This window comes from Chryseobacterium sp. CH21, assembly GCF_004119445.1.
Taxonomy (GTDB): domain Bacteria; phylum Bacteroidota; class Bacteroidia; order Flavobacteriales; family Weeksellaceae; genus Chryseobacterium.
Map to the genome: position 1 here is coordinate 116,410 of NZ_QICI01000041.1, position 13,016 is coordinate 129,425.

Annotated in this window: 14 protein-coding genes and 1 tRNA gene; 2 read left to right on the plus strand and 13 right to left on the minus strand. The window is 33.4% G+C overall.

Features of this window, described 5'->3' with window-relative positions; genetic code table 11:
* The first annotated feature begins 40 nt into the window (after nt 1–40).
* Nucleotides 41–112 (plus strand) — tRNA-Glu (locus BOQ62_RS07665).
* 255 nt (nt 113–367) lie between these two features.
* Here the strand turns inward: BOQ62_RS07665 and BOQ62_RS07670 are convergent.
* From BOQ62_RS07670 to BOQ62_RS07700, 7 genes are all read right to left on the minus strand, one after another.
* Nucleotides 368–697 (minus strand): DUF4280 domain-containing protein, encoded by a 330-nt coding sequence (locus BOQ62_RS07670; RefSeq protein ID WP_129038404.1) that lies wholly within the window; start codon nt 695–697, stop codon nt 368–370.
* 4 nt (nt 698–701) lie between these two features.
* On the minus strand, nt 702–1,100 hold the full coding sequence (locus tag BOQ62_RS07675; RefSeq protein ID WP_129038406.1) for a hypothetical protein: 399 nt from the start codon (nt 1,098–1,100) through the stop codon (nt 702–704).
* Nucleotides 1,085–1,849 carry a T6SS effector amidase Tae4 family protein gene (locus BOQ62_RS07680; protein WP_129038408.1) on the minus strand — a complete coding sequence of 255 codons (765 nt, stop codon included), beginning with the start codon at nt 1,847–1,849 and terminating at the stop codon, nt 1,085–1,087. The genes BOQ62_RS07675 and BOQ62_RS07680 overlap by 16 nt, the downstream gene beginning before the upstream one ends.
* Before the next feature lie 10 nt (nt 1,850–1,859).
* Nucleotides 1,860–4,040, minus strand: coding sequence for a type VI secretion system Vgr family protein (locus BOQ62_RS07685; protein WP_317127364.1), 2,181 nt, complete (start codon nt 4,038–4,040; stop codon nt 1,860–1,862).
* 179 nt (nt 4,041–4,219) lie between these two features.
* Nucleotides 4,220–4,555, minus strand: a complete 336-nt coding sequence (locus BOQ62_RS07690) for a hypothetical protein (protein WP_129038412.1) — start codon at nt 4,553–4,555, stop codon at nt 4,220–4,222.
* A gap of 13 nt (nt 4,556–4,568) precedes the next feature.
* A complete protein-coding gene (locus BOQ62_RS07695; RefSeq protein WP_129038413.1) occupies nt 4,569–5,642 on the minus strand; it encodes a hypothetical protein in 1,074 nt (357 codons plus the stop codon).
* Complete coding sequence (locus BOQ62_RS07700) at nt 5,639–6,595, minus strand: hypothetical protein (RefSeq protein WP_129038415.1); 957 nt, start codon at nt 6,593–6,595, stop codon at nt 5,639–5,641. Before BOQ62_RS07700 ends, BOQ62_RS07695 begins: the two co-directional genes overlap by 4 nt.
* A gap of 63 nt (nt 6,596–6,658) precedes the next feature.
* Between BOQ62_RS07700 and BOQ62_RS07705 the strand changes: the two genes are divergently transcribed.
* Entirely contained in the window at nt 6,659–6,916 is a 258-nt protein-coding gene (locus BOQ62_RS07705; RefSeq protein WP_129038416.1) for a helix-turn-helix domain-containing protein, read from the plus strand.
* Nucleotides 6,917–6,983: 67 nt separating this feature from the next.
* Here the strand turns inward: BOQ62_RS07705 and BOQ62_RS07710 are convergent, their stop codons facing one another.
* The 6 genes from BOQ62_RS07710 to BOQ62_RS07735 form a co-directional block, all read right to left on the minus strand.
* Nucleotides 6,984–7,970: a hypothetical protein gene (locus tag BOQ62_RS07710; RefSeq protein ID WP_129038418.1), complete on the minus strand. Its 987-nt coding sequence runs from the start codon at nt 7,968–7,970 to the stop codon at nt 6,984–6,986.
* A 217-nt stretch (nt 7,971–8,187) separates the two neighbouring features.
* Nucleotides 8,188–8,496, minus strand: a complete 309-nt coding sequence (locus BOQ62_RS07715) for a helix-turn-helix transcriptional regulator (RefSeq protein ID WP_129038419.1) — start codon at nt 8,494–8,496, stop codon at nt 8,188–8,190.
* Between the two features lie 13 nt (nt 8,497–8,509).
* The gene (locus BOQ62_RS07720) at nt 8,510–9,583 is read right to left on the minus strand and encodes a site-specific integrase (protein WP_129038422.1); all 1,074 of its coding nucleotides are present in this window, start codon (nt 9,581–9,583) and stop codon (nt 8,510–8,512) included.
* Nucleotides 9,584–9,956: 373 nt separating this feature from the next.
* Entirely contained in the window at nt 9,957–11,069 is a 1,113-nt protein-coding gene (locus tag BOQ62_RS07725) for a site-specific integrase (protein WP_129038424.1), read from the minus strand.
* Between the two features lie 736 nt (nt 11,070–11,805).
* Nucleotides 11,806–12,390, minus strand: coding sequence for a DUF6705 family protein (locus BOQ62_RS07730; RefSeq protein ID WP_129038426.1), 585 nt, complete (start codon nt 12,388–12,390; stop codon nt 11,806–11,808).
* 45 nt (nt 12,391–12,435) lie between these two features.
* Nucleotides 12,436–13,002, minus strand: a complete 567-nt coding sequence (locus tag BOQ62_RS07735) for a DUF6705 family protein (RefSeq protein ID WP_129038428.1) — start codon at nt 13,000–13,002, stop codon at nt 12,436–12,438.
* Nucleotides 13,003–13,016: the final 14 nt, after the last annotated feature.

The following is a 13,016-nucleotide window of genomic DNA, read 5'->3' on the forward strand; positions in this document are numbered from 1 at the left end:
GGTTAAAGAGTTAATTATTACCTTTGCAACCTCAAAATTTGGCCTATTCGTCTAGTGGTCAGGACTCAAGATTTTCATTCTTGCAACAGGGGTTCGATTCCCCTATAGGCTACTAAACTACACCCCTCAATCCCTGATCAATACAAGGTTCAGGGATTTTTCAAACCCAAAAACCAACGGAATCTCCACGAAAATTTAAAAGAACTCTCATACACGCTTTGTACAAGGCGAATTTCGAAAATCTTTTTTGATCTCTAAAATTTTTCTTTCCTTTCGTTACCTTTCTTGTTTCTTGAATATGATTGAATTTGAGAGATTTGAGAGAATACAAAGCAGTACTTATTCAGACTGCTTCCAATATATTATTTTATTCTTCCACAAAATTTTGAGCAGATTTTACAGCCGATATCTTACCTCCAACTGAACATTGGCACGTAGAGCTATCTAATAGCTCTTTTTTGCCTTCAATTTCAAAATCAGAGGTATTCTCCCATTTGACGGGTGAAGGCGTACAGGAAGACCTTAAAACACTACATACACCAAAAGGTTTAATGTTTACATTAGGCTGTTTGTCTTCTTCCGTAGCTTGTAACTTTCCATCAATACTCATAAAGGACTGACTAGTTACTGTGAGTGGAGTTGGCGAAGCTCCTTTGTCACATTTTAGCTGGGTGGTATCAGTGATGTGTTGGGGCATATTGTCATTTTTTTGTTTTCTTTTTTGGCGTTACTCCAATTAGCTTTCTTATGTAACTGTCTAATTCTTTCGATTCATAGAAACTAAAACAATCACAAAATATTATATTTTTATCACCAGATTCAAAATGTAGATTATTACCTCGAGAATAGTATTTCGATGTTTGGGTTGTAGTAAAACTATTAATTTTATTAGTTAGTTCTTCATTTTCAAAAAAGTTGCCATCTATTGAAATTTGAGCTGCAGAAGCATCTTTGAATTTATTGTAAAATGTAGAATCAATAGCAGAATAATTACCTACTAAGCAGTAATTGAAAGCTAATTTTTTCAAATTAGCAACTTTATTTTGGCTAAATACTCCAATTGGAAGTATGAATAATAGAAATTTTATTTTAGCTCCCATAATCTTATTCTATTTGTTTGTACAAAATCTAACTCACCCTTTCTATTTATTGTTGGATAAAGCATGTGAAAATAATACTTTGAACTTGTAGGATCATCATGTTCTGCCCCGCCAGGGTATATTAAATGTTGCTTATCCCATAACGTAAAATGACCTGAAGCATTGTTCCAACCAGATACATCAAAAGTTATTATTCCTTTAGTATTATTAATCCTAGACCACTCAGCTTGTGAAATCTTTTTTTTACTATTCCACACTTGTGTCCATTCTGATTGTGTAAGATTACTTTTCTTTCTCAAATTAACTGGCATTTCAATCTTATCTAATTTTATATCAATTTCTGGCGTTCCTAAGTGTTCAGCTAGATATTGAGCTAACTCCCGTACTCTATACCAATAGTTCAATTTATCATCTCCTATATGAACTCCTCCTTCTCCTCCTTTTGCTCTATATTTTGAATTATTATATGGTAATTTAAATCCACTATAGTTCAACCCCTTACTCATTCTAAATGCACAAGTGTTTTCCCAACTACTTCTCGTTTTAGGATCATTATAATGATTTATTAATTTATTTCCTATATCATTATATAAAGTAACAACATCAATAGATGTATCTGGATAATTTTTAATCATATCTCTCCAACTCGGTCTTAAAACCTGAATTGGTCTTGTCTGTTGATTTCCACTTGTTGCAATTATGCCTCTCCGTTGTTCAAGTAATGTTGGTATAAAATTATTAATATTCATGATAGTGTATTTATGTATTTTCTGATTCTATTTCTTCTTCTTTCATAAGTTCAAGGGTATGAGACTTTAAAGGTTCTTTAAAGATTACTATTCCATCTCTGTCAACTGTTCCTGATAAGGTTAATTCATTAAGTCCTTCTGCTAATGGTTCACCATCATCAGACTTTATAGTAACATCAATACTTTCTCCCTCTTCATAGTTTCTTGTCTGGACAATCAGATTCATATCTACAAAAAACTTGGAATCATCCATCAGAGAAGTATTTTCCTCTTCATAAGCCCAGTACATTGATGCTATTTGTTTCTCTCTTGTATACTCAAACTCACCATTTTGAGGAAGCTTATTCATTTGTGGGGCTTTGTACTCAATCTTTTCTTTAGCAGTCAATAATGAGTTTGAACCATATACATGCATTCTGTCTTTTGCTCCGAACTCTGTCTGTCCATCTGTATAACCTATGAATTTTTCTTTCCCATAAAGGTCTAAATGAGCTTTTGCTGATATTTCAGTATTGGTTCCAGCATTGATAATAGTTTTCTTACCACTGTCTTGGCTAATCTCTTGCTTGGCAATAATCTTAATGTTTTGTCCGACATTGGTATCCATATTCTTACCTGCTTTGGTCTCGATGTTCTCTTCAATATCAAACTTCAGGTTCTTTGATTTTATAGTAATAGTTTCAGGGGCTGTAATATAGATGTTGCTTCCCTCTGTATCAAACCGTAATTCATTACCACTTTTATCAGTCAATAAGATACTTTCATCCTCTGTGAAAACAAGTCTATGACCACTTCTGGTCTGTAGGGATTTTATACGATTATCCATACCACCTCCCAATCCCACACCTCCATGAAACATTCCGCCCATTGCAAAAGGGAAATCTGGATTATGATATTCAAATCCAACCATAACCTGATCCCCAATCTCAGGAACTGCAACAAATCCTCTGTTTTGGCTTATAGCATCTGTTCCTCCCGCATCAGGACTCATCATTCTGATAAAGTGAGTAGTGTCATTCAATTGCCAATCAAACCTCACCTGCACTCTTCCTTGATTTAACGGGTCAACATTAGATATGACAGTTGCAATTTGCGGTTCTGCTTTAGGCATCACAAAATCAGGTTTAGGCATAAATCCTGTCCCCTCAGCTATTGCTTCAAAACTTCCTGTATAATAACCTCTCGCATCAACTTCATGCTTTACCTCTGTCATCATCAGGGTTGTGAAGTGGGAAGTTTGGTTACTGTCCTGTTTCCTCATGTCTATATCAGCTACACAACCAACAAATAGGAAAGGAACAGTTGTATTTCCTGAAACCGTAAAAACCTCTACTGCTTTACTTCCTCTTGCACTCTTTTGAGAATCATCAACATCCAAAAACATATTGGCATTGATGGGAGTAGGAGTAAGTGACCTTGTTTTGAATATATTATCATTCAATTCGTATGCTTTCTGAGACAAGTCTCCTAAGTGTCTAATTTTTTCATCAGAACCCAGCATTTTTGCATGGCTGCTGCAATTGTACCCAAAGTATTCAGGTTTTGTATGAACTGCTTTTAATTCTACCTGTATATCTGTAACATTACTTCCATAAACAAGTTGAATAGGCTTTTCAGATGGGGGGAGTTTTCCAAAATGAAGAATTTCACCATCATAGAAAAACTGTTCTCCGTAAGCTTCTGCTAATCTTGCAAGATAATTATAATGTGTTTCGCAATATTGTGAACTGTAATTAATGTAACTTTTGTTCTGAGTTGCTACTCTGAAATCAAATTTATTTGTTCCCAATGCTTCTTTCAAAATCCTATCAGCAATGATAGCTGTGTTTACAGATTGATTCCCTCCAAAACTTTGGGTATGGGGAGCTGAATCCATCAAAATTGTTGGACTATATCCTTTCAGAACAATATTGCCTAAACTCATTTGTTCCTGGCTGAATGCCACTTTTGTAACTACACCAACAAATGTTCTTTCGGGGCTTTCATTTTCAGCATCTTTGTATTTAAAAGTAACTGTCAGACGTTTTCCTAGAAACTGCTGTGCTTGTTCTAAATTATGGTTCTGTACTTTATCAAGAGAATCATGTGCTAAGGTAAGCTCAAAGTAATGATGTTTTCTGGCACTTTGCTGTAAACGAAAGTGCTTAAAATGACTGATTGACTTCCCTTCAATCACAATATCAAGCTTCACCACACGGTTGATGCCTGCAATATGATTCTCGGAAATCTTCTCAGAATTTGAGTTATTTTTTTCATTATATATTTGTGTGTTTTTGGTATTATATCACGGAAGTTAGATAAAAATATTATGCCAATTGCAATACTTTTTGTTAAATCTCAAAAATTGTAGTAGAACTACGACAATAAAATTTATTTCAATATTGTTCTTCCGAACTTCAAGCCTACCAACCTGTTTGATTTATTGTAAATAAACACGTTGTTTTGAGCTGATATATTCATTCCTTTGTTGAATTTGAAATCTTCTGAAAATAAATCATCGGTAAACAAAAGGTCACAGTCAAAGTAAATGCTGTCTAATTCATGTCCGTTTTCAGAAAAAGGAGAGATTTTACTAATTTCAAGACTCTGAACTTCTACCTTGTTTTCAAGCATTCCTTTTAAATCATAATCAACCTGCTCTACTGTTGTTCTTTTGGAACAGGAGAGCATTGAAACAGAAATCAAAAATAATGACATTGTTTTCATAGTGTATAATCTTTTAATATTGCTTTTCAAATTCCATCAATTCATTAGGGTAATTGTTGTCTTCTCCAAATAATTGAACTTCTCCATCGACCCTATACCCCACGTACAGTAAATCTTTACGAAAATCAACAGCAATGATGAAATTTGTCATATCACAATTATGTTGCTCACAACCTGAGGCATTAAACATGCTATTTTCAACAATTATTCCTCCTTCAACTCCCCAAGTTTCTTTCATAAAATTGTATTTTTCATTTCCCAACAAATTGATAAGTCTACCCTTCAAAACAGAATTTTCCAACAATTTGACCTCATAAGAATATTTTCCATCGAACTCTTTCAAAAATGCAAGAGACTCTTTCCGTTCATTAGAAAATTTATTTTGGCTTGTTGCCCAAGAAAAACTATTTGATTTGGCGTCAGGGTCAAATCCTCTTTTGGAAACATTTTGTGTCATTATCAAGTTATCTTTTGAACCGAACATGCTGATTTTAACCAATCCCTTGTGTTTTTGGTAGTATTCAATGTCTTTTTCAAAACGTTCTCTTGAGCCATCATTGAGAAATGCTTCCCTCACAACAACCAATTCTTTTTCTTTTCCTTCTTTCAAAAGCCAAAAGGAGGAGCAGTTAAATATTCCGTCATTTTTTGAGTAACTCCATCGAAGAGTATCACTATCAGCAGGAAACTGAAAATATATTAGACTTTCATACTCTTTTGTTTGAGATGATTTTGTAAGGCTTTTTTTTGACTTCAACAAATAAACACACTTGTCTTTTTCACTTGTCCGAAACAAAAATTGTTCTCCTGAAACAAACATATTATTCATAAAGACAGCTTCTAATGTCCCAAAATTTGAACTATCTGATTTGATATAGTATACTTTTCTCTTCATTTCAAAATCAACTCCGCCTTTATCATAAAATTTGTAGTCAAACCAAAGAAAGTTATCTCTTTGAGGTAGAATCCAATCTTCAATTCTTTCAGAGTACACTTTTTCAACATTTTGTTTTGATTGCTTTTTGTTACAGGATAAAATAAGTAACAAGAACAAGCAATGAAATATTTGATTTGTATTTTTCATCATTTAAATATTGAACTTCGGTGTTTTCCGTCAAGATATTTCTGTCTATTTATGGCTTCTTCTCGGGGAAACCAAAGCACATTGACAATTTTATGTCGCCCTATTCTGAAATCATATACCTTGACTTTTTTGATTTCCCTTTTTGGTAAATGTTTAAACATTCTTTCGTAGTCATCCAATGAACGCCCATATTTTTCCAAATATTCAGCATTCAACCTCTCCATATCTGTAAGATTATCTTTCTTTGTTTCAGAAATATTTGATTGTTCTTTTGACTGAGAAGACTTGTCTTTTTCGGTCAGTTCCAGAGAATCAGACAAAGGAAAATCCTGAATATCCATTTGAGAATCAAATCCTGATTCTTCAACAGCGTAGGATTCTGTGAGTTTGCCTGTTTTTATGTTGATATTTTCCTGTTTTACCAATCCCTTATCCTTAGAATAGTATTCAACTGTTTTTTCAGAAAATTGTTGTCTTCCTGCAATTTGACGTTCAATGACAAGGAGTTTTCCTTTTCCTGTTTTCCAATAACACAGACCATAATAAATTGTTCCGCTATCATCTGCATAGCTCCATTTGGTTGTTCCTATTGGGGTAGGGAGCTTGAAATAAACATTATCTTTTCCGAAGCTGTATTCTTCCCCTCCTGAATCAATTGAAGCACCTTCTTTCAGCTTAATCAATGAAATTTCATCATTCCCGATCTCAAAGAGTTTGGCACTTGGTTCTGAGTTCATGAAACCGATTTCAAGGGTTATTCCGACAAGCTTATTTGAAATTTTGAAATAGTTGATCCTGAAAAAATCCGCTGAATTTGTTTTGGATTTCAGTCTCAGGAAATTGTTTTTGACTGGGAAAATCCATTGTTCCAGTTTTTCTTGTTCTTGTCCTTTTATCTGTTGGCAGAAAGTTGTCAAACTCAATAAAAGGAAGAAAATAGCATAAATTTTATTCATTTTCTTAGTTATTACTAATCGCAAAACTAACACAAATTCTTGACTTTTACCAAGTTGTTTATCATGAAGAAGCAAAAAAAGACGAGAATTGAGCAGTTTGTAATTGATAAAGTGAAGGAAATTCGTATTCAAAAAGGAATTTCTCAGGAAGAAATTGCCCTATTTTTAGAAACAACAAAAGGCTTCATTGGTCAAATTGAAACCCCTAATCATTCTTCAAAATATAATATCAATCATTTAAACACGATTGCAGTTGAATTTAATTGTTCAATCAAAGATTTTTTCCCAGACCTACCTTTTCCTGATGAAGAGAAAATCTAAAATTTGACATTTTTTCTTTGATTCTCTTTGATTTCTTTTAAAAAGCACAAAGTAGGTCAACAACGACCTACTTGACTAATTTTTGAGCTGTTTTCGGCATTTTGAAAATCTGTTTCAAGCCTTCAACATAGGCAACTTTCACTTTGTGGCTCAGTTCCTTGGTATGTTGTTCAAATTCAAAGCTGAAATTATCCAACATTGCATCTTTAAACAACTTAAGCCTTTTTGATTTATCACTCGAATAAATACATTTTTTCTTCACTCCTTGTTTCATCAAAAAATCCAATCGTTCCCAGCCCATTGTCTGTACTATATATCTCCGCATAAATTTGTCAAACCCTGGCAAACCTTTCAACCTTTCTGGATAGATCAACAAAGCCTCTTTCTCAATATCAAAGTATGTATCATACCAAAGTCTCAAAATATGCTTACAAGTTTCTTCCTCAAACAAATTATAAATTCTAACATCTTTTATACCCAAAATATCAGAAATTCTTGATTGCATCTGCATTTCAATTCGCATCAAGTGCTTTTCATCAGTTAAAAAGCTCAAATCATCATCAATTAGTTTCTCCCTGCTTCTAAACTCAGACAGTTTGTCATACAATAGATAATTAATCCCAACACTATTTCCCTGATACCGAAGTGTTGTTTCTCTGGCAGTATTTCGCTGAAAAAATTCCAAACGTTGCAACTCAGGAAAATAATCAACAACTTCCTGATTCAAGCCAATATTTACACCAATATCAAGCCTAATAATTTTTCCATTCTCCAATGGTACACCCAATTCATAGGAAAGCAAATCAATAGCTTTTCTAAAATTTCTCCAATCAAAATTTTCAACATTATTTTTCTGCCAGTATTTGGCAATACTTCCTTCAACAACTATTTTCCTCTCATTAACCCAAATTGCCATATTTTTTATAAAGCCGTCAGGTTTAAAACCAATTCTGTGAAACTTCTCAAAAGGTTCGAGTTTCGATTTGATTTCATCCACATTCCAGCCCTCTTTCGTATATGAGGGCAACAAAATAAATTTCACTGTGTCTGTCATTTTTTTTTGCCAATTGTATTAATACCTACCTATCTTTCTTTTATCAGAAATTTAGTACGCTTTTTATCTATTTTCACCCAAAAAGTGAGGTCTGTAAATTTTTTCAGAGAATTTCAAAAAATGAAATTCTGATTTCAGAAAGGAGATAGGTCAGATTATTTAAAAATTCTTTTGTTTTGAAAACCCAACTTTTGTTTTGAAGTTGGGTTGTCCTCTTCTATTTCCGTTTGATCCGTTGATTTATTAAAGTAGCCTCATTCTCAATTTCATCATCAGTTTGTATTTTGATCTGAGTAAGCCAGTCATTGATTTCTTCCCTTTTGAAAAATACACTTTTTCCTCCAGGGGTTTTGTAGTGCGGAATGGCTCTCCTGCTTGTCAGTTTGTACAGGTAGGATTTTTCAAATCCTGTGTACAAAGCAACCTCGTCAATATTGAGGATTTCTTTTTTCAAAAGCATAAGATTTCTGATTTCAACTAAAATATCATAGAATTTGTTGTTGGTAGGTTGTTCTTGTTGTTTCATTATATATATGGTATTATTTAAACATTGAGCGAAGACTTTTGACAGCTTTTGATTTTGCGTTTTCTGCCACTCTTATGTAGATTTCTGTTTCTTTCAGGCTTTTGTGACCCAACAGCTTGGAAATCGTGGTGATATTTTGATTCTGGTGGTTTAAAAGTGTAGCAAAGGTATGCCTTGAACAGTGCCAAGTGATATGCTTATTGATTCCTGCCTTTGCAACCCATTCCCGCAACACTTTCAGACAGGTGGTACTAGTCGGCAATTGAAAAACAAGCTTGTCATTGTTCTGTCTTTTGGAGATTTCCAAAAGTCTGACAGCATCTTGGTGAAGATCCATTGTTAAGCGTTCTTTGGTTTTGAGTTGTACAAGGTCTAAGGTATTATTATTTTTTATGTTATTCCATGTCAATGTCTGAACATCACAAAAACGAATACCTGTATAACAGCAGAACAGAAAGGCTGTTTTGATTTCTTCATTTCGGCACTCTGTTTCCAATAAAGCTTTGACCTCTTCAAATACCAGAGTTTCTTTTTCTTTTGATTTTCCTTTGCTGTTTACAATTTCAGCCATTGGATTTGTTCTGAAATACCTAGCAATAGTCGCTTCTTTGATGACTCTTTTCAGCTTTTTGAAATAATTGTAGGCAGAAACACCTGATAGTTCCAAATCAAGATAATCTTTGAACCCCAACAAGAACTCCTCGTCAATATCACTGCAAGGAAGCTTGTTTCTTCCAACATAGCGTTTGAATTTTTTTAGCATTGCACAGTAGGTTCTCTTTTCAGAGGTTTGAACTTTTCTCTCTATGAAATCTTCAAAGAATTCAAGAAAATCTTTATTCCACTGAAAATTTCTCTCTATCATATTGAAAGCATACAGCTCATCAATTTCCATTTTCGCTTTTACTTTGTCTGCCAATAGAAGCTTATTTTTTTTATCCTGACGCTCTTGGGCTGTTCTTGGAGTGGCAAGATATGTGATTTTGGGTTTTCTGAACACTCTTCTTATACCGTTCAGGTTGTAGTCAAATTCAATCGTGTACCTCTTCTTGTCTTTTGATAAGATTTTTCTGTATGTTACTGACATAATGTTGTCCTTTTTTTGAAATTAATTACTCATTTGTGTAAGCGCTTACATTTAGGATAACTTCGATGTCGTTTCTTTGAGGGGTTATTTTAACTAAATCCTTGAATATTATGATATTTTAACTATTTACATACCATAATTAACTAATTTTAACTCCAAAAAACACCAACAAAAGTCATGTAAAACTTCATCAAAAAAATTCACAAAAGAACTAGGTCAAATAAAAGAAACAAAAGTCAAGAAAAATTTTGAATTGATTGACAGAGAGAAAAATTTTGCACGATTGCATATAATCAACAAAAAATTTGATTGCTTCCAAAGAGATTTCAAGTCTTCATCACAAAAGCCATTTCTGAAATATCATGAAAATTTGTTATTTCCCATTGATTCGGCTTTGTTTGTTCGCTCTATTGGTACTGTTTACAAATATGTCTGGAAGCTTATTAATTGCATTGGTTTTTGACAATTCAGCAGTGCGGACATAAATTTGAGTTTGTTTGAGGTCTTTATGACCAAGCAACGAAGAAACGGTATTGATTCCGACTTCTTCAAAAACCAATGAGGTTGCAAAAGTGTGTCTTGAACAGTGCCAAGTAATGTGCTTGTCAATTTCTGCATCGGATGTCCATTTTCTAAGAATTTTCAAACAGCCTGTATGAGTAGGCAGGTCAAAAACAAGGGATTCTCCTGATTTTTTTCGTTTACCCAGTAATTCAACGGCATTGGGATGAAGAGGCATTACCAGTTTTTCTTTGGTTTTGATTTGAACAACTGTCAAAACATTGTCCCTACCTATGCTACTCCATACAAGTGCTTTGACATCGCAAAATCTCAGTCCTGTCAAGCAACTGAAAAGAAATGCCCTTTTTACGTTGTCATTGGAGCAGTGTGTTTCTGACAATGATATGGTTTCTTCCAATGTCAAAATGTCTTTTTCAGCGGAAATTCCCTTTAGATTCTTTATGTGCTGAGAAGGATCAACTTTGAAATGTTTGGCAATTGTTGCTTCTTTGATAATTCTTTTCAGCTTTTTGAAGTAGTTGAAGGGGGTACTCCCATTCAGGGTTGTATTCAGATAATCTTTGAAGGAGACCAAAAATTCTTCGTCAATATCGGAACAAAACAGTTTTTTTCTTTTGTTGAACGTCTTGAGCTTTTCAACCATTGCTCTGTAAGTACGCATTTCACAGTGAGGTGCTTTTCTTTCAATAAATTCATCGCAATATTCAAAGAAGTCTTTGTTGCACTGAAAACCTTTGTCGAGCATATTGGTTGCATACAGCTCGTCAACCTCAAGCCTTGCTCTCATCTTATCTGCCAATTGGCGCTTTTCTTTTTTTTCCTGACGTTCTTCTGCCGTCTTTGGATTTTCTACATACGTGATCTTAGGTCTGAACATTCTTCTTTTGCCGTTCAGGTTTAAATCAAATTCAAGAGTCACTCTCTTGTTGTCTTTCAATTTAATTTCACGATAGCTTACTGACATAATGTAATTTTTTTTTTGAATTATTTTATTCCTTTGTTGTAAGTTTGCATTCAATTATGTGCAACCCTTGGCAGCTTGTGTAGCATCTCTGATTTTTTTCGCTTTACAGCATTTCGCAAGGGCTTGAACACTTTCTTTTGAAAGCATTGGATTTTTCATGTGAAAAAAAGTTCACGAAAAGTTCACGGAAAGTCTACGAGACTTCGACAAAAAGTGTACGAGGAGAGTGTCAAATAAAAGAAGTGAAAAGCAAGAAAAGATTGATTGAATTGATTTTTGAGAAAAATTTACGCTTACAATTTTAGCCTATTATTTAACCTATAGGCTACTAAACTACACCCCTCAATCCCTGATCAATACAAAGTTCAGGGATTTTTCAAACCTAAAAGTCAACGGAATCTCCACGAAATTTTAAAAGAACGCTCATACACGCTTTGTACAAGGCGAATTTCGAAAATCTTTTTTGATCTCTAAAATTTTTCTTTCCTTTCGTTATCTTTTTGATTCTTGAAATCGGCTTGGAAATATTTCCCTGCTCTCAGGCGTTGAACCCCCTTGAAATTCTTTCTTTATCTGAAAAAAAGGAGTTGGTCGATTGGGGAAACAAAAAACAGGCTAAAATAAGCCTGTTTGCGACTGCACAATAGTAATGATGAAAGTGTCTTAAAATCAAAATGATTGGCTTTACCTGTCTGTGGTAGAACCAATCATTATTAGTTGAAAATATTGAGTGTAATTACTGTTTGGTAAAAATCAAATCTTTTGTTTCAGGAAGATAAATGGTTGTGTCCAAAGTTGAAGGACATTTACTTTCTGTGGTTGTAATATCATTTGGACGATATTCCCAGGAAAGTTGTGTAGTATTGACTTTTTTTAATATTATTTTACCCCATCCAACATGACAATTTGTACCCGCATAGTTAAATAATGCCTTAGTTCCATTTTCTGTAACCCATTGACTGTAAATTGTATGTAATAAATCAGTATTAAACACTTTATTTTGAGTGTCTTGAAGAATTACCCCCAATGAATTTTTAACAGTGTAGCGTATGGTGAGAGCATCTATATAAATTTGTTTATCTCCAAAATCAAATAACTTATCATTTTCTTTAGAAATATAAAGAGTGATTTGATTTCCATTATATGAAGCTGAGTATGTGCCTGTAAAGGATTGAAGTTCATTATTTGTATCTTTTAAGTGTGATAAATTAGGAATATTATCGATTGATGTTAATAATGGGAATGTCTGTTGAGCTTTACAATATATAAGACTTAAAAATAAGATTAGAGTTATTGCTATTTTGTTATATTTTGTTTTCATATTCCATCATTGTGAAAAAGACTGCCGTTAAGACAGTCTTTTTCATTATTGTTTTGTAAATATTAAATCTTTGGTTTCAGGAAGATAAATAGTAGTATCCAAAGTTGAAGGACATTTACTTTCTGTGGTTGTAATATCATTTGGACGATATTCCCAGGACACTTGTGTCACATTTAATTTTTTCAAATAAATACTCCCCCATCCAACATGACAATTTGTACCAGTATAAATAAACTCCAAGGCATTTTTTGCAGATCTCATTTTAAAACTATAAAATTCAATGTCTGAGCTATTATTTTGTGTGTCTTGTAAAATTGTTCCTGAAGAATTTTTAACAACGTACTTTACTATTAAAGCGTCCATATAATAGTTTTTTTGAGTACTTTTCTCTAATTTATTTTCTTGTTTAGAAATAAACAATGTGATTTCTTTACCATCGAAACTGCCTTTGTAAGTGCCAATGTAAGGCGTTAATTCATTATTTGTATCTTTTATATATGCACCATTGGGGATGCTGGCAAATGGAGTGTTTAGAGGAAGAGTTTGTGCGGAACATGATAATGTGTTAATCATTAAACATGTGAGTAAGGCTTTTAAATATATTGTTTTCATTTTTTTATTATTTT